Consider the following 16,282-nt stretch of genomic DNA (forward strand, 5'->3'; position numbering starts at 1 on the left):
ATAGGTTCAGCGCATGAAAATCAGCAGCAACTTTGACGCCGGCAGCATCGAGATCGTCTCCGCCGACAACTACGAAGACATCCAACTGCGCATCCGCCGCGACAATGCGGCCGAATTTGCCCAGTGGTTTTACTTCCGCGTGCAAGGCGCCGCTTATCAGCACTGCACCTTCAACTTTCTGAACGCCGGCCAAAGCGCGTATCCGGATGGCTGGATCGACTACCAGGCGGTGGCCTCCTACGACCGCATCAACTGGTTCCGCGTGCCCACCCACTACGAAAACGGGGTGATGACGATAGATCATGTGCCGTTGTCCGGCAGTATCTATTACGCCTATTTCGAACCCTATTCCTATGATCAGCATCTGAACCTGATCGGCCAGGCGCAAGGCTCCGGCCTGTGTCAGGTCAGCGACCTGGGCTTTACCGTGCAGCAGCGCGACATCAATCTGCTGACCATAGGCCACGAGGTGGAATCGGATCTGAAAATCTGGATCATCGCCCGCCAGCACCCCGGCGAAACCATGGCGGAATGGTTTATCGAGGGCCTGCTCAATCGCCTGCTGGACCCGCAAGACCCCACCAGCCGCGCACTGCTGGACCGCGCCACCTTCTACGTGGTGCCGAACATGAATCCGGACGGCTCGGTGCTGGGCAACCTGCGCACCAACGCCGCGGGCGCCAACCTCAACCGTGAATGGGCCAACCCCAGCGCGGAAACCAGCCCGGAAGTGCTAGCGGTGCGCAACAAGATGCAGGAAATCGGCGTGGACCTGTTCCTGGACATCCACGGCGATGAGAACATCCCCTATGTGTTCCTGGCCGGCACCGAGGGCGTGCCGTCGTGGAACGAGCGACTGGAAACCCTGGCCGACCAGTTCCGCCACCACTTGCTGCTGGCCAGCCCGGACTACCAGACCGAGCACGGCTACCCGCGCAACGCGCCGGGCAAGGCCAATATGACCATCGCCACCAACTGGGTGTGCGAAAACTTCGGCTGCCTCGCCTTCACGCTGGAAATGCCGTTCAAGGACAACGCCAATCTGCCGGACGACGACTTCGGCTGGAGCGGACAGCGCAGCCTGCGCCTAGGCGAGGCGGCCCTGTCCCCCATCTATGCGATAGCGCAAAACCTGCGCGCCTGAGAGCCATCGGGCCGAAAACAAAAAAGCCACGGGACACCGTGGCTTTTTTCATTCCCGCCGCCGCTCAAACGTAGTCGAGCAATTGCAGCGGATAATCGATGGCGAGGTCGGCGCCCCACTCCGCCGGCCGGTCGCTGTCGGCAATGTAACCCCAATTGGCCAACACCGTTTTCATGCCCACGCTGCGGCCGGCGGCGATGTCGCGCTCGGCGTCGCCCACGTACAGGCAGTGCTCGGGCGCGATGCCGATCTGATCGGCCGCATAACGCATCGGCCGCGGGTCCGGCTTGGGCACGCCCACGGTGTCGCCGCTGACCGTCACCGCCGGCGCCGTGATAAAAGGCAACGACGGCACCAAGCGGTCGGTGAAGCGCATCGGCTTATTGGTGATGATGCCCCACGTCAGCCCCTTGTCCATCAAACCCTGGATCAGGCCGTTGACGCCGTCGAACAATACAGTCTCGTCGGCGAAGCTGTGCTCGTAATGATCCAAGAAGCGCAAACGATACTCCTCGAAACGAGGGTGTTCGCGGTCTATGCCGAAACCCAGGCTGACCAGCCCGCGCGCGCCATGGCTGGCGATGGGCCGCACCGCCGCGTAAGGCTGCGGCGGCAGGCCCTCCTCGGCCAACAAGCGGTTGAGCGCGGCGCCCAGATCACGCGCGGTGTCGGCCAGGGTGCCGTCCAGATCGAATAGAACTGCCTTGATCATGATTCGCTTCAATGAAGGAGCGCGACGTCAGGCTGCCGACCATAAGCAGCCCGCCGGCCCGGTTCAACGTATGGTCTTGCCCAGAAACAGCTTGTAAGCCGGATTCTGGGTTTCCTCGACATAGGGATAGCCCAGATTATCGAGGAAGCGCTGGAACTCGGCATCGTCGCTGGCCGGCACCTGAACGCCCACTAATACGCGGCCGTAATCCGCGCCGTGATTGCGATAATGGAACAAGCTGATGTTCCAGTCCACGCTCATCGCTTCCAGGAAACGCATCAGCGCGCCGGGACGGTCCGGAAACTCGAAGCGCAGCACCCGCTCGTCCTTCAACTGCGGCGCATGGCCGCCCACCAGATGACGAATATGCAGTTTGGCCAGCTCATTATCAGTCAGGTCAATGCTCTCCAGCTCGTGAGCGTTCAGGCTGGCGAGTATGCCCTCCAGGTCCTGCTTGCCGCTGATTTGCACGCCGACGAAGACATGGGCGGTGCCTGGATCGGCAAAGCGATAATTGAACTCGGTGATGTTGCGGCCCCCGATCACGGTACAGAAGCGCTTGAAGCTGCCCGGTTTTTCCGGAATGGTCACCGCGATGATGGCCTCGCGCCGCTCGCCCAGCTCGGAACGCTCGGACACATGGCGCAGGCGATCGAAATTCATATTCGCGCCACAGGAGATCGCCACCAGAGTCTGGTCCACGCAGCCTTCGCGCTCCACGTAAGCCTTGGCGCCGGCCACCGCCAAGGCGCCCGCCGGCTCCACGATGGAGCGGGTATCTTCGAAGATGTCCTTGATCGCCGCGCAGATGGCGTCGGTGTCCACCAGGATGATCTCGTCCAGCAATTCGCGACAGATGCGGAAGGTCTCCTCGCCCACCAGCTTCACCGCCACCCCGTCGGCGAACAAGCCCACGTCCTTCAACTCCACCCGCTCGCCCTTGGCGATGGATTGACGCATTGCATCGGAATCCACCGGCTGCACGCCAATCACCTTGATGTCCGGCTTCAGCCGTTTGATGAAGCTGGCGATGCCGGCAGCCAAACCGCCGCCGCCGATGGCGACGAAGATCGCGTTCAAGCCGTCCGGATGTTGACGCAAAATCTCCATGCCTATGGTGCCCTGGCCGGCGATCACGTCCGGATCGTCGAAAGGAGGAATATACGTCATGCCGTTTTGAGCGGCTAATTCGGATGCGTGCAGAAAGGCCTCGTTGAAAGAGTCCCCATGCAACACCACCAGGCCGCCGTATTGCTTGACCGCGTCGATTTTGATCTGCGGGGTGGTCACTGGCATCACGATGGTGGCTTCGCAACCCAGCCTGCTGGCGGACAGCGCCACGCCCTGCGCATGGTTGCCGGCGCTGGCGGTGATCACGCCACGCGCGCGCTGCTCCGCGCTGAGCTTGGCCATCTTGTTGTAGGCGCCGCGCAGCTTGAAGGAGAACACCGGCTGCAGATCCTCGCGCTTGAGCAGAATCGTGTTGCGATAGCGGCGCGACAGATTGGGCGCCAGCTCCAGCGGCGTTTCGATGGCGACGTCGTAAACCCGCGACGTCAGGATGCGTTCCAGATAGTCTTGCTTCTCTTGCATGGCAAAGCCTTTGTCCCGATCATTATTTTCCTTGAACTGCCAGAGTAGCAGGAACTCCAACTGAACGGGAAGCCTTGATAATATTGGATTGTTGCATTGCGGCATCGCAACGGCCCCAGCCGTCCCGCCCACAGAAAATCGCCACTTCGCGGCAACCGGACGGCAATCCGCGTGTATAATCAACGGCTACTATTTGGACTTCAACCCCCAGCGTTGCCCATAGGAACAATGAAAACATTCACCAGCATTCTCACGGCAGCGGCGATCGCGCTGCCGTCCGTCTCTTTCGCTTCCGCCGCCTTCCTGCCGCCCGCGCCTGAGATCGCCGGCAAGGCCTATTACCTGACCGACTTCAACAGCGGACAAGTGCTGGCGGAGCGCGACCCGGACGCCCGCGTGGAGCCGGCCTCGCTGACCAAACTGATGACCGCCTACCTCACCTTCAAGGCCTTGAAGGAAAAGCGGCTGACCCTGGAACAAACGCTGACGGTGTCGCAAAAGGGCTGGAAGACTGAAGGCTCGCGCATGTTCCTGGACCCCAAGGTCCCGGCCAAAGTCGATGACCTGATCAAGGGCATGATCGTGCAATCCGGCAACGACGCCTGCGTGACCCTGGCCGAAGCCATTGCCGGCAGCGAAGAAGTGTTCGCACAAGTGATGACCCAGCAGGCACAGAAGCTGGGCATGAAGAACACCCAGTTCCGCAACGCCACCGGCCTGCCCAATCCGGAGCACTACACTACCGTGCACGATCTGGGTATTCTGGCCGGCGCGCTGATCCGCGACTTTCCGGAGTTCTACCCGATCTACTCGATCAAGTCCTTCACCTATAACAACATCAAGCAGCCCAACCGCAACCTGCTGCTCTACCGCGACCCCAACGTCGACGGCATGAAAACAGGCTACACCGACAGCGCCGGCTACAACATGATCACCACCAGCCATCGCGACGGCCGTCGCGTGATTTCGGTGGTGGTGGGCACCGCCAGCCCGGAGGCGCGCGCGGTGGAAAGCTCCAAGCTGCTCAACTACGGCTTGCAGTTTTACGATACGCCCAAACTGTATAGCGGTGCCAAACCGGTGTCCGAGCTGCCCATCTACAAGGGCGCGGCCAAAACCGTTTCCGTCGGCTTCGCCAACGATGTCTTCGCCACCGTGGCCAAAGGCCAGGCCGCCAAGCTCAAGGCAGACCTGACCACGATGCAGCCGCTGATCGCCCCGGTCAAAGCCGGCCAGGTGGTGGGCAAGCTAGTGGTTTCCCTGGACGGCAAGCCGCTGTTCGAACGCCCGGTGGTGGCCTTGAAAGCAGTGGAAGAAGGCGGCTTCTTCAGCCGGCTGTGGGACAGCATCAAGCTGATGCTGGGCTGGAAATAAACGGCGTCCGCCGTTGATCGCGGCGCCGGGCATCGCCCGGACGCCGCTGCTGTATTATGATGTGACGTTTTAGCAATAAAGACGACCGTAAAATGTATTGGCGCGGATGGCCCGGTTTGCAGTACAACTGGCTGCTGCGCCTTTGCCCGTTTCGGGCGCGGCGTCTTTAGAACCTGTGTACGATCTGCTGCGCTTCGGCGACACAGCGTTGAAAACGTCTTCGAGATGCTCATGTACCGTGTGTACACTCCGCTTTCTCAGCTGTTTTCGCCTTGTCTCGCTCTTGTCTGCGAAATCGTAAACACGTTGTTAGCGGATTTGATTGAATATGTCTGAAAAACAGGAACTCATGGAATTCCCCTGTCGCTTTCCCATCAAGGTGATGGGCGAGCGCCACGAGGATTTCGTCCTCACCATCACCGAGGTTGTGCGCGTCAACGCGCCAGACCTGGCCGACCACGACGTCACGCTGCGCGAAAGCTCCAATGGCCGCTTTTACGCGCTGACCGTCACCGTCACCGCCACTTCGCGTCAACAGCTGGACAACATCTATCTGTCGCTGACCGGCCATCCGATGGTGAAAATGGTGCTCTAAGCGCCTGGAGATTGCCGTGTCGCGCATCGTCAAACATCTGGGCCGGGTAGATTACGAACCAACCTGGCGCGCCATGCAGGCGTTCACCGACGCCCGCAACGCAGACACCCCCGACGAACTGTGGGTGGTGGAACACCCGCCCGTCTACACCCAGGGCCTGGCCGGCAAGCCGGAACACCTGTTGCACGCCACCGCCATCCCGGTAGTGAAAACAGACCGCGGCGGCCAGATCACCTATCACGGCCCCGGCCAGTTGGTGGTTTACCTGCTGGTGGACTTCAAGCGCATGGGCATAGGCGTGCGCGAGCTGGTGCGCCGCATCGAACAGGCGGTGATAGACACGCTGGCGGAGCTGGGCATTCACGGCAACGGCGATGTGGACGCGCCCGGCGTTTACGTGGCCGGCGCCAAGATCGCCTCGCTGGGCCTGCGCATCAAGAACCACGCGGTCTACCATGGCCTCAGCTTCAATGTGGACATGGACCTGGAGCCTTTCGATTCCATCAACCCTTGCGGTTACGCCAACCTCAAGGTGACCGACCTGAAACAACTGGGAGTGGAGCTGAGCCTTGCCGCCGCCGCCGATACGCTGCTGCCGCATCTGGAGCGCCTCCTGAACAGCACCAAGGAACTGACATGAAGCCGGAAAACCAGGCTGGGGTCAAACACAAGGGCGCGGCCAAAACCGCCCGCATCCCCATCAAGATCGTCCCGCTGGACGAAAAGCTGAAAAAACCGGAATGGATCCGCGCCAAGCTGCCCAACGGTCAGCGCTTCCACGAGATCAAACAGATTCTGCGCGAACAAAAGCTGCACACCGTCTGTGAGGAAGCCACCTGCCCGAACATTGGCGAATGTTTCAGCAAAGGCACCGCCACCTTCATGATCATGGGCGACATCTGCACCCGTCGCTGCCCGTTCTGCGACGTGGGCCACGGCCGTCCCAACCCGCTGGACCCGGACGAACCGCGCCACCTGGCTGAGAGCGTGGCCGCGATGAAGCTGAAATACGTGGTGGTCACCTCGGTGGACCGCGACGATTTGCGCGACGGCGGCGCCCAGCATTTCGCCGACTGCATCAACTCGGTGCGCGAAATGTCCCCCAACACCCAGATCGAGACCCTGGTGCCGGACTTCCGCGGCCGCCTGGACGTGGCCGTCGACATCCTGAGCCAAACGCCGCCGGACGTGATGAACCACAACCTGGAAACCGTGCCCCGGCTGTACAAGCAGGCGCGCCCTGGCTCGGATTACGCTCACTCGCTGCAATTGCTGAAGGACTACAAGGCCAAGAACCCCAATGTCCGCACAAAATCCGGCCTGATGGTGGGCCTGGGCGAGACCGACGAGGAAATCCTGGAAGTGATGCGCGACCTGCGCGCCCACAATGTGGACATGCTGACCATAGGCCAGTACCTGCAGCCATCCGACGGCCACCTGCCGGTACTGCGCTACGTGCATCCGGACGTGTTCAAGATGTTCGAGAAAAAAGCCTATGAAATGGGCTTCGTCCACGCCGCGGTAGGCGCGATGGTGCGTTCCAGCTACCACGCGGATGTGCAGGCGCACGAAGCCGGGGTGTAAGTGACATTTTAATGGCAGCCCAATAACGCGGGCTGGCATTGAGCGCCAAACTTAAAAAAGCCTGATCACATTCATGATCAGGCTTTTTTTATGGCGTTTTCTACGCGCATCCGGCAAGGATAGACGCCCAAATGCCTCGGCCCCGTACGATGGCCTTCAACGCGTATGGCGCCCCACTAAAGCGGGAACATTCTCAAAGCCGCCAGCCGCAAGAACCTGGCTCAACGATCCGCCAGGGAACCGGCACTTACAGCTGGCTGTGCCACATATTCATAGCCCTGCTTGCGCCCCAGCACATTACGCGCCCGCGCCAGGTCCATATCCCGCTCCCAGCGCGCCACCACCACCGTGGCCACGCAATTGCCGATCAAATTGGTCAAGGCCCGAGCAATGCCCATGAACCAGTCCACGGACAACACCAGTACCAGCCCGATCACCGGAATGGCCGGTATCGCCGACAACGTCGCCGCCAGAATCACCAAGGCCGAGCCAGGAACGCCATGCACGCCCTTGGAGGTCACCAACGACACCGCCAAAATGGTCAATAAATCGTAATTGGACAGCGGCGTATTGGTGGCATGAGCGATAAACACTGCCGCCAGTGTCAGATAAATGGAAAAACCATCAAGATTGAACGAATACCCCGTCGGAATCACCAGGCCCACAGTGGCGTTGCCAATGCCCAGATGCTCAAGCTTGCGCATAACCTGTGGCAACACCGCATCCGATGAGGCCGTCCCCATCACGATAGACAGCTCGTCTTTCAGGTAGCGCAAAAACGCGATGATGTTAAGGCCGGCCAACTGCAAAATCGTCCCCAAAACCACCAGCACAAACAAAGCGCAAGTGAGATAAAACATCAGCACCAGACCGCCTAGCTGCTGCAAGGACGACACCCCGTAACTAGCGGTGGTAAAGGCAATGGAGCCGAACACCCCCAGCGGCGCCAGCTGCACCACCAGGCCGATCAGCTTGAAAAACACATGGCCCGCCTCATGCACCAGCCGAATCACTCCGCCAGCGGAATCGCGCACTAGATTCAAGGCGCAACCAAACAATAAGGCAAACACCAACACCTGCAAGATATCGCCCGAGGCCAGCGCGCCAAACACCGTGCCGGGAATCAAGTTCATGAAAAACGACCAGGCGCTGCCATGCTGCAAAGCTTGGGCCCTGTCGGCATAAGCAGCCATAGCCTGGGTATCCAAGGAGCCGACATCCACATTCATCCCTAAACCGATACTGCTATGCAGAGCCAACAGCAGGCCCAAAGCCAGCGCCAGAGTCGTGACCAGCTCAAAATAGACAATGGCCTTCAACCCCACCCGGCCCACTTTTTTCAAGTCACCCGCGCCGGTAATCCCGCTCACCACCACACAGAATACAATCGGCGCAATCAGCATCTTGATCAGCTTGATAAAACCATCTCCCAACGGTTTCAACTGTAGAGCCTGTTCCGGCCACAACAAGCCGGCGCAGATGCCGAGGACAAGTCCGATCATGACTCGTACAAACAACGACTTCTTAGTCAAACGCAGCATAGCTTCCCTTTCTCCTAATGAGGAGGCATGGCGAGAAGCCGCCCAGACAAGTCATCCAGGCCAAAACGGTTGACGCGGCGGCCTTCCGGAAACGGCTTCCAACACCCAACTGGCTTAGGTACCACCCTCCCCTTGTTGTGACCAGACGACAGACGTGCCACGAACCGGAATCCCCAAGCGTTCGCAAGCATGAATGATGTGCTGTTGCATGGCGGCGCTGGCCGCCGCGCTGTCATGCGCCTTGATGGCCCGCAAAATGGCCTCTTTCTCAATCAGCGCCGCCTGCAACTCCTGCGGCCGCGCCAGCATGATGGCGCGTGCGTGACCGATGGCCTCGCTGGCCTGCTCCATGGACTGTTTGAACACCGGATTGCGGCTAAACCCCACCAACTGCCGGTGGAACAGGATGTCCGCCTCCACCGCCGCGGCCATTTCGCCGGCCTCCAACGCCTCACGCATATCCAACAGCGTCAGCCGCAACTGCATCAGTTCTTCGGAAGCGATCGACTGCGCAACCAAGCCCACCACGAATGGCTCCAGCGCCAGGCGAAGTTGGAACACATCCTCCGGGCGCACAGTCGGCGGCGCGAACGGCTCCCCCTGCGGATCGGCACTGACCACAAACACACCCTTACCCGGATGGGAACGGACAAAACCCAAGGCCTCAAGCACAGAAATCGCCTCACGCAGCGGCGGGCGGCTGATGCCAAACTGCTCAGCCAGATCCCGCTGCGACGGCAGCATCTCTCCAGGCAGCCAAATACCGCGCTTAATTGCATCAAGGATGTTGCGAGCGGCAACATCACCCAGTTTTGAAGAAGTGAACATGACGGGCAGGCGATCAAGAAGATGATTAGTCATAAACGGCACGCTACACTGGTCCAACTGGTATTACCAGTAAGACCAATCCTTTGCCAAAGACCAAGCGGCACCGCCGTCATCCAGAATCGCCTGCGGTCAAGCCAGTTGCGGCATAGCCGCCGGTGACATTTCTGCAACACGCCGGACGGCAGAACTTACCACTGCTGCCATCGGGCCGCAGGCCGTCGGCTTGCCTGTGGGGCTTGTCTGCGGAATGTCCCAGCGGTACATGAGCCTTTTGAGCTAGTTTTTAACGCCGTATCGCCGCAGCGCAGCAGAACGTGAACAGGTTCTTAGACGTGTTCACCCATGTCGCCCCCCTGGCAGGCCTAACAAGAACGACGAAAGCAGCTGAGCCAAAGGGGGCTTAGCGACTCCCTTTTGCATTGCCGTATCTTTGGTACAGGCTCGGGGCAACGGCTAATCGCCTATACCGCGACATGCGCCCGCCATGGCGTACGCGCACCGTTACATCCCTCAAACTGCGCGGTCGCGACAGCGCCCGCTTGCCGATGGAGCCGCGCCATGTCCGTCCGCCCCGCTCATCGTCTGCTGCCCTTGCTGCCGCTGCTGCTGGCCGCCTGCGCCAACGCTCCGGACAAGCCATTCGCCGATTTCGACGACGCAGCCCGCAGCGTCACGCAAAGCTCCGCCGGCACCCTGGCGCGAATCCAGCAGAGCACGCGCCTCAACGCGGTGCTCACTGCGCCCAACGCCCCTTTGCGCGCGGACACCTTCCATCCGCAAACCGGCAACGGCGCCAGCTACGATCTCGGCCCCGCCCTGGGACAGTTGCAGGCTACGCTGGACGCGCTGGAAAAATACACCCGGACCTTGCGCAGCCTGGCTGGCGACCGGGAGGCAGACACTAGGGTCGACGCAGCCGCCCAAGACTTGTCCGACAGCATTCAGGACCTCAAACTACGCGGCGGCGACGCAACCGCCGCCAAGATTCTGGCCACCACGGCAGACGCGCTCGGTCGCCAGCTCACAACGGCCCAACGCAAGAACGCACTGCGGAACACCATGTCCACCGCCCAGCCCGGACTGGAACTGCTGGCCGCCGGCAGCCACCGAACCTTGGGCACACTGCCCAGCTACCTAGGCGTGCTCAGGGACAGCCTGCTGCGCCACGCCAATTTCAACCGGCCGCCCTACGGCAGCTGGGAACGCTACCAATTCGATCTCGCCATCGCCGACCGGCTGCGAGAATTCGAACTGATCGAGGCCGCTCTGCAAGCCAGCGACAAAGCGATTCAAGGCTTTCCCGACACCAACCGCCAATTGCTGCAGAGCCTGGACACGCCACAACCCAAACTGCAAGCGCTGCGCGACTTCGCCGCCGAAGCCAGGCGACTACGCAATTTTTATCGCGATCTGCCCGCCAAATAAAGGAGGCAGCACATGGACAGCCACCGAGTCACCGAACTTGTCAGCGGCCTGGCATCCCGCATCAACAACCTGGCAGTCGCCAGCCAGGGCGCGGATAGCCGAACCTTGCTGGCGCAGCAAGATGAATTGGCCAACCAGACCCTGGCGTTGATCGCGCGGGACTTGAACGCCGATGCAGAAGACTTCCAACGCGCTATCGTCGCGCTGCAGGCGGCGACGGATGCCGCAGACCACGCCGGACAGCAACTGCAACGCGTGGGCGACACCATCAAACTCACTGCAAAGGCCATAAGCGCGGTGGCCAAACTGCTGGCCTGATAAGCCCGCGGCTACTTCCGTGCCGGATACGGCCGCGCGCGGCCGTCCGCCAGGCTCAGAACCAGCATCAGGCCAGCACTGGTCAGCAAGCTGAAATAAATCGGCGTATTGGCGTCCAAGCCATCCCTCAGCATGAAGAACACCGCCACGCCCAAGCCGCCCAGCATCGCGCTTACCGCGCCGGTGGTCGTGGCCCGCGGCCAGCAAATCGCCGCCAGCAGCGGCACCAGCATGCTGCCCACCAGCAGGTTGTAGGCCAGAGTCAGCGCCTGGATCACGTCATTCACCAGCATCGCCAGCGCCAACACCAAGACGCCGGCCAGCAAGGTGGCCGCCCGGTTGCGCCACAAACCGGCCCTCTCCCCCGGCAGCAAATCCTCGGTCAGAGTGGTCGACGCGGCCAGCAAGGCGGCGCTGGCGGTGGACATCATCGCCGCCAACGCCGCTGCGATCACCAGGCCGCGCACGCCGTCCGGCAACACGCCTTTGACAACAGCGGCGAAGGCGTTGTTCGGGTTCTCCAATTCTGGCAACAACACCCGCGCCGCCATGCCGATCAGCGCGCAAACAAGCCCATACAACAGGCAATACAAGCCGGCGGCGCTGCCGGCATAAGACGCCACCTTGCCGTCGCGCGCGGTAAACACCCGCTGCCACACGTCCTGGCCGATGATGATGCCGAAAAAATAGATCAGAAAATACGTCAGCACCGTTCCCCAGCCCAGGCCCGCGAAACTGAACGCGGACGCCGGCAGCCGGACGGCCAATTGTTCCCAGCCTCCCACCCGCCACAGACAGATTGGCAGCAGCACCAGCATCAGGCCAACCGTTTTGATGACGAATTGCACGATGTCGGTCAGCGTCAGCGACCACATGCCGCCGATGGTGGAGTAAGCCACTACCACTCCGCCGCCGATGACGACGGCCAGCCAGAACGGCAATTCGAACAGCACTTGCATCACCGTGCCTATCGCCAGCACCGAGGTCACGCAGATCATCAGGGCATAGGACAGCATCACCAGCGCGCTGGCTTTGCGCGCCAGCGGATGATAGCGGCGCTCCAACACTTGGGTGACCGTGAACACGCGCAAGCGCAACAACGGCCTGGCCAGGAACAGATTGAGCACCACAATGCCGCTGCCCAGCGCCGCGCACAACCAGAAGCCGGAAATACCGTACACATAGCCCAGCCGGACCGTGCCCACGGTGGACGCGCCGCCTAGCACCGTGGCCGCCATGGTACCCATATACATTAGCGGCCCCAGATTGCGCCCAGCCACCAAATACTGCTCCCGGTCGCTGGCACGGCGCATGCCCAGCCACCCCAACCACAACATGGCGCCGATATAGGCGGCTACCATCAATAGATCCAGGCTCATCTCGTTCTCCTCTTGTTCTCGGGTCCGCGGCGCATTCTCCGGCGCTCGCGTGCATGGAATCCGCGCGGCTTAGCGCGCCGGCGCGGGCAAGACGCACAGCATTTCGAACAACAGATTGGCGCCCAGCAAGGCGGTGTTGCCGCTGGCGTCATACGGCGGCGACACCTCGACCAGATCGCCGCCCACCAGGTCCAGGCCCCGGCAGCCGCGCACAATCTCCAGCGCCTGCATCGAACTCAGACCGCCCACTTCCGGCGTGCCGGTGCCGGGCGCGAACGCCGGGTCGATGCCGTCGATATCGAAGCTCAGATAGACCGGCGCCTCGCCCATTTGCGCGCGCACTTCGGCCATCAGCGGCGCCAGCGAGCGATGCCAGCACTGCTCCGCCGTCACCACCCTAAAACCGCGTTGGCGCGACCAATCGAAATCCGCCGCCCCGTAGCCGCTGCCGCGCAGGCCGATCTGGACCACTCGCCCCTCGGCCAGCAGCCCCTCCTCCCAGGCGCGGCGGAAGGTGGTGCCGTGCGCGATCTTCTCGCCGAACATCTCGTCGTTGACGTCGGCGTGGGCATCCACGTGCACCAATCCCAGCGGACCATGCTTGCGCGCCAACGCGCGCAGCGCCGGCAAGGTGACGGTGTGGTCGCCGCCCATGCCCAGCAAACGCACCGGGTGCCGCAATGCCAGATCGTAAGCGGCCTCGATTCGCGCCACGCTATCCGCCAGGTTATAGGGATTGGTGGCGACATCGCCTAGGTCCGCCACTTGCAACCGTTCGAACGGCGCTGCGCCGCTGCCCAGGTTGTAGGGACGCAGCAGCGCCGACTGACTGCGGATTTCACGCGGACCAAAACGAGTGCCGCTGCGGTTGGAGGTGCCGATATCCAGCGGCAGGCCGATGAAGGCGGCGTCCAGGCCGGCGGCGCTGTCGCGCAGAGGCAGGCGCATCATGCTGGCGACGCCGCCGAAACGCGGCATCGCATTGCCGCTCTGCGGCTGATTGAACAAAGTGGCGGACATAGCGTCTCCTGCATCCTTAGTTGATCGGGTCGGAGCAGTCTATGCGGCGGCGGGCGCGGCTAACATCACCAAACGCCACGGTTTACATGGATGAAAATGAATGTATTAATCAGTCTATTCCCCCCCTTAGAGCCTGTTCAAAGCCTCGCGAGCAAGATCGAGACAAGGCGAAAACGAGCGAAAAAGCGGAATGTACAAGAGGCGCATGAGCATTTCGAAGCCGTACTCACCGTGCGGCGTCTCACGAAGCGCAACAGATCGTCATCAGGTTCATAGCGCCAAGCGGCGCGGAGGCCCATGATCAATACCTTGAGCAGCATGGATTTACGGCTGATCCGCGTGTTTCAGGCCGTGGTCGAGGCCGGCGGCGTTTCCGCCGCGCAGGGCACGCTGAACATCAGCCAGTCCACCATCAGCAATCAGTTGGCGGCATTGGAAACCCGGCTAGGCTATCGGCTGTGCGAACGCGGCCGCGGCGGCTTCGCGCTGACCGCCAAGGGCGAACGCCTGCTGGCCGCCAGCCGGCACCTGCTGGAGTCGATTGAAGTGTTCTGCCAGGAAGCCCGCCAGTTGGACAGACAACTAGTCGGGCAGCTGCGCATCGGCGTGATCGGCCATACCGCGCTGGGTCCCAACGCGCGGCTATCGGCAGCGATCCGACGCTTTCGCGCGCGGCCACAATCAGTGGAATTGATTCTGTCCATGCTGCCGCCGGGCGGCCTGGAGGAGGCCTTGCTATCGGGCGGCATTCATTTGGGTATCGGCTATTGCTGGCATCGCGCACCGCAGCTGGATTACCAGCCGCTGTTCGTCGAGCAGCAGCAGGCTTACTGCGGCCGAGACCATCCGCTGTTTCCGCAAGCCGGAGCGCTGAGTCCGGCCGATCTGGCCGCGCACGACTGGGCCTGGCGCAGCTACCCCTTGCCGGACACCGGGCTGCCAGTGGCGGATTGGTGCATCAGCGCCCGCGCCGACAATATGGAGGCGATCGCCGCGCTGATCCTGTCCGGCCGGCACCTGGGCTTCTTGCCGGAACACTATGCCGCTCCGCTAGTGACGCAGGACCTGCTGCGTGCACTGGACCCAACACGCTGGCACTATCGAGCCGAATTCCAGCTGGTCACCCGCAAGCGTGGCCATCCCAATCCGACTCTGCAGGCTTTCGTCGCCGACCTGATTGCTGCGCATGCCTAGCCATATCGCGCGCCGGACATGAAAAATGCCGCCCCCGTTGCCAGGGACGGCATTTCAAACTGTTCGCAGCTTTACGTCTAGCCCGTAACGCTTAGAACTTGTGTACGACGTTCAGACCGAAGGCCTTGATCTTGTCGGTGGACTGACCATTGCTCTTCAGGTAAGCGCTGTCAGCCTTGATTTCGCCGTACTGAGCGCCAATAACAGTGCGCTTGGACAGGCTGTAGTCAACACCCAGCAGGTACTGTTTGTAGCCGCTGTTATCCAGCTTCACGCCATCAACCTTAGCATCTTTGGACTGCGCGTAGGTGAACTTGGGCATGAAGGCGCCGATCTGGTAGCCGGCGGTCAGCGCATACTCTTGCGATTCATACTTGCTGCCATCAGTACCCACTGCGGCGTCAGCCAGGAAGTACTGCGGGGTAACAGTAGCGTCGCCCTTGTCATTGCGGTAGCCCAGAGCAACGAAGATATTGTTGGCGTTGTAGCCAGCTTCGATGCGGTGCTTGTTGTTAGCCTTGCTGCCAGCGTTCAGACCAACAGTAACCGGGCTTTCGTGGATGAACTGGTACTTGCCGAAGAAGCCGCTGTTCTCGTAGGACAGACCCAGGTTATAGGTTTCGCGGTCGTTGTTCTGCTTGGCAGCGGTAGCGTCATAACCACGCTTGTCTTCCTTGGTGCCGTACAGGAAGGCAGCCTTGAAGCCGGCGAATTCCGGGGTGTCGAAACGCACGGCGTTCTTAACATAGCCGTCGTCGCGGGTGAAGGCGTTCAGTTGCAGCGCGTTGCTGCTGCTTTCCCACGGGTTAACCTGAGCCATATCGGACTCGCCGAAGGTGGACAGGTGGCCCAGACGGAAGGTACCGAAGTTGGAGGACAGGCCCACGAAGGATTCGCGGCTGGCGAAAGTACCGCTGCTATCGCCGGTGCGGCTCTGGCCGTCGATGCCGAAGCCGGTTTCAACTTGCCAGATGGCCTTCAGGCCGTTGCCCAGATCTTCATTGCCTTTGAAACCGATACGCGAACCCAGGTCGTCGATATTGGTTTGCTTGGTGCCTTTGCTGCTGTCGACGTATTCAACGCCGCCTTTGATGGTGCCGAACACGGTTACGTCGGCGAAAGCGGCTGCCGGCAGAGTGGCAACCATCAGAGCGATCAGACTTTTTTTCATGATGTGGCTATCCTTCTTGTTTACTTAGGAAGTGAGCGAATACTAGTTGCTGTGTTTCACATTTGCAACTAGCCATGCAAACTTGTGGTCATTAAACAACAGTAGTGTCAAAAAAACAACATCAGACTTCAGGAAATCAGACTGAACCGCTCTGGTGAAGTTTCACTCTCAACTTGTTAAAATTCATTAACCACAAGCATTTGAGCAAAAAAATGCCCGCACGCGGCGGGCAGAAGATTGGATAGACTTGACTCGAACTCAAAGAATCGAAAAAGAATCTGCATCAGTGAATTCTGACACTGATTGTAATCAATCACTTTGTAAATGTCCATTTACAATACGGCTTTAATGTAAATAGAGTGTGAACACATCGTAAATTTTGAGAATTCGGCGGATACAAAGAC

Annotated in this window: 15 protein-coding genes; 8 read left to right on the top strand and 7 right to left on the bottom strand. The window is 60.7% G+C overall.

Going from position 1 to position 16,282, the window contains the following annotated elements; translation table 11 throughout:
• Window positions 1-13 precede the first annotated feature (13 nt).
• Window positions 14-1,144 carry a M14 family metallopeptidase gene (locus tag ACUXV1_RS14735; RefSeq protein ID WP_446015725.1) on the top strand — a complete coding sequence of 377 codons (1,131 nt, stop codon included), beginning with the start codon at window positions 14-16 and terminating at the stop codon, window positions 1,142-1,144.
• A 64-nt stretch (window positions 1,145-1,208) separates the two neighbouring features.
• Here the strand turns inward: ACUXV1_RS14735 and ACUXV1_RS14740 are convergent, their stop codons facing one another.
• Complete coding sequence (locus ACUXV1_RS14740) at window positions 1,209-1,856, bottom strand: HAD family hydrolase (protein ID WP_043633090.1); 648 nt, start codon at window positions 1,854-1,856, stop codon at window positions 1,209-1,211.
• A gap of 63 nt (window positions 1,857-1,919) precedes the next feature.
• Window positions 1,920-3,449 (bottom strand): threonine ammonia-lyase, biosynthetic, encoded by a 1,530-nt coding sequence (gene ilvA, locus ACUXV1_RS14745; RefSeq protein ID WP_043633563.1) that lies wholly within the window; start codon window positions 3,447-3,449, stop codon window positions 1,920-1,922.
• A gap of 228 nt (window positions 3,450-3,677) precedes the next feature.
• Here ilvA and ACUXV1_RS14750 point away from each other — a divergent pair, with 228 nt between their 5' ends.
• The 4 genes from ACUXV1_RS14750 to lipA all read left to right on the top strand — a co-directional run bounded on the left by ACUXV1_RS14750 (window position 3,678) and on the right by lipA (window position 7,002).
• Entirely contained in the window at window positions 3,678-4,823 is a 1,146-nt protein-coding gene (locus ACUXV1_RS14750) for a D-alanyl-D-alanine carboxypeptidase family protein (RefSeq protein ID WP_043633087.1), read from the top strand.
• 328 nt (window positions 4,824-5,151) lie between these two features.
• Window positions 5,152-5,418: an HP0495 family protein gene (locus ACUXV1_RS14755; protein ID WP_019101294.1), complete on the top strand. Its 267-nt coding sequence runs from the start codon at window positions 5,152-5,154 to the stop codon at window positions 5,416-5,418.
• A 16-nt stretch (window positions 5,419-5,434) separates the two neighbouring features.
• Window positions 5,435-6,058: a lipoyl(octanoyl) transferase LipB gene (lipB, locus tag ACUXV1_RS14760; protein WP_043633083.1), complete on the top strand. Its 624-nt coding sequence runs from the start codon at window positions 5,435-5,437 to the stop codon at window positions 6,056-6,058.
• Window positions 6,055-7,002 (top strand): lipoyl synthase, encoded by a 948-nt coding sequence (lipA, locus tag ACUXV1_RS14765; protein WP_081556283.1) that lies wholly within the window; start codon window positions 6,055-6,057, stop codon window positions 7,000-7,002. The genes lipB and lipA overlap by 4 nt, the downstream gene beginning before the upstream one ends.
• A 221-nt stretch (window positions 7,003-7,223) precedes the next feature.
• On the opposite strand, the gene dctA is transcribed toward lipA, so the two are convergent.
• Both dctA and ACUXV1_RS14775 read right to left on the bottom strand, forming a co-directional pair.
• Window positions 7,224-8,543 (bottom strand): C4-dicarboxylate transporter DctA, encoded by a 1,320-nt coding sequence (dctA, locus tag ACUXV1_RS14770; protein ID WP_446015726.1) that lies wholly within the window; start codon window positions 8,541-8,543, stop codon window positions 7,224-7,226.
• A gap of 114 nt (window positions 8,544-8,657) precedes the next feature.
• The gene (locus ACUXV1_RS14775; RefSeq protein WP_337882729.1) at window positions 8,658-9,404 is read right to left on the bottom strand and encodes a FadR/GntR family transcriptional regulator; all 747 of its coding nucleotides are present in this window, start codon (window positions 9,402-9,404) and stop codon (window positions 8,658-8,660) included.
• Window positions 9,405-9,929: 525 nt separating this feature from the next.
• Here ACUXV1_RS14775 and ACUXV1_RS14780 point away from each other — a divergent pair.
• Entirely contained in the window at window positions 9,930-10,796 is an 867-nt protein-coding gene (locus ACUXV1_RS14780) for a hypothetical protein (RefSeq protein WP_446015728.1), read from the top strand.
• Between the two features lie 12 nt (window positions 10,797-10,808).
• The gene (locus ACUXV1_RS14785) at window positions 10,809-11,114 is read left to right on the top strand and encodes a hypothetical protein (protein ID WP_081556280.1); all 306 of its coding nucleotides are present in this window, start codon (window positions 10,809-10,811) and stop codon (window positions 11,112-11,114) included.
• Window positions 11,115-11,125: 11 nt separating this feature from the next.
• Here ACUXV1_RS14785 and ACUXV1_RS14790 read toward each other — a convergent pair whose 3' ends face one another.
• Complete coding sequence (locus tag ACUXV1_RS14790; protein ID WP_446015729.1) at window positions 11,126-12,493, bottom strand: sodium:solute symporter; 1,368 nt, start codon at window positions 12,491-12,493, stop codon at window positions 11,126-11,128.
• A gap of 69 nt (window positions 12,494-12,562) precedes the next feature.
• Window positions 12,563-13,513, bottom strand: coding sequence for an agmatinase (speB, locus tag ACUXV1_RS14795; RefSeq protein ID WP_043633050.1), 951 nt, complete (start codon window positions 13,511-13,513; stop codon window positions 12,563-12,565).
• A 297-nt stretch (window positions 13,514-13,810) separates the two neighbouring features.
• Here speB and ACUXV1_RS14800 point away from each other — a divergent pair, with 297 nt between their 5' ends.
• Window positions 13,811-14,707: a LysR family transcriptional regulator gene (locus tag ACUXV1_RS14800; protein ID WP_446015730.1), complete on the top strand. Its 897-nt coding sequence runs from the start codon at window positions 13,811-13,813 to the stop codon at window positions 14,705-14,707.
• Between the two features lie 91 nt (window positions 14,708-14,798).
• Here the strand turns inward: ACUXV1_RS14800 and ACUXV1_RS14805 are convergent, their stop codons facing one another.
• On the bottom strand, window positions 14,799-15,878 hold the full coding sequence (locus tag ACUXV1_RS14805; protein WP_081575725.1) for a porin: 1,080 nt from the start codon (window positions 15,876-15,878) through the stop codon (window positions 14,799-14,801).
• Between the last annotated feature and the right edge of the window lie 404 nt (window positions 15,879-16,282).

It is taken from the genome of Chromobacterium sp. W521, from assembly GCF_052805975.1.

Coding starts and splice junctions, on each gene's coding strand:
- ACUXV1_RS14735 (WP_446015725.1), top strand. CDS start 14: ATGAAAATCAGCAGCAACTTTGACGCCGGCAGCATCGAGATCGTCTCC.
- ACUXV1_RS14740 (WP_043633090.1), bottom strand. CDS start 1,856: ATGATCAAGGCAGTTCTATTCGATCTGGACGGCACCCTGGCCGACACC.
- ilvA (WP_043633563.1), bottom strand. CDS start 3,449: ATGCAAGAGAAGCAAGACTATCTGGAACGCATCCTGACGTCGCGGGTT.
- ACUXV1_RS14750 (WP_043633087.1), top strand. CDS start 3,678: ATGAAAACATTCACCAGCATTCTCACGGCAGCGGCGATCGCGCTGCCG.
- ACUXV1_RS14755 (WP_019101294.1), top strand. CDS start 5,152: ATGTCTGAAAAACAGGAACTCATGGAATTCCCCTGTCGCTTTCCCATC.
- lipA (WP_081556283.1), top strand. CDS start 6,055: ATGAAGCCGGAAAACCAGGCTGGGGTCAAACACAAGGGCGCGGCCAAA.
- dctA (WP_446015726.1), bottom strand. CDS start 8,543: ATGCTGCGTTTGACTAAGAAGTCGTTGTTTGTACGAGTCATGATCGGA.
- ACUXV1_RS14775 (WP_337882729.1), bottom strand. CDS start 9,404: ATGACTAATCATCTTCTTGATCGCCTGCCCGTCATGTTCACTTCTTCA.
- ACUXV1_RS14780 (WP_446015728.1), top strand. CDS start 9,930: ATGTCCGTCCGCCCCGCTCATCGTCTGCTGCCCTTGCTGCCGCTGCTG.
- ACUXV1_RS14785 (WP_081556280.1), top strand. CDS start 10,809: ATGGACAGCCACCGAGTCACCGAACTTGTCAGCGGCCTGGCATCCCGC.
- ACUXV1_RS14790 (WP_446015729.1), bottom strand. CDS start 12,493: ATGAGCCTGGATCTATTGATGGTAGCCGCCTATATCGGCGCCATGTTG.
- speB (WP_043633050.1), bottom strand. CDS start 13,513: ATGTCCGCCACTTTGTTCAATCAGCCGCAGAGCGGCAATGCGATGCCG.
- ACUXV1_RS14800 (WP_446015730.1), top strand. CDS start 13,811: ATGATCAATACCTTGAGCAGCATGGATTTACGGCTGATCCGCGTGTTT.
- ACUXV1_RS14805 (WP_081575725.1), bottom strand. CDS start 15,878: ATGAAAAAAAGTCTGATCGCTCTGATGGTTGCCACTCTGCCGGCAGCC.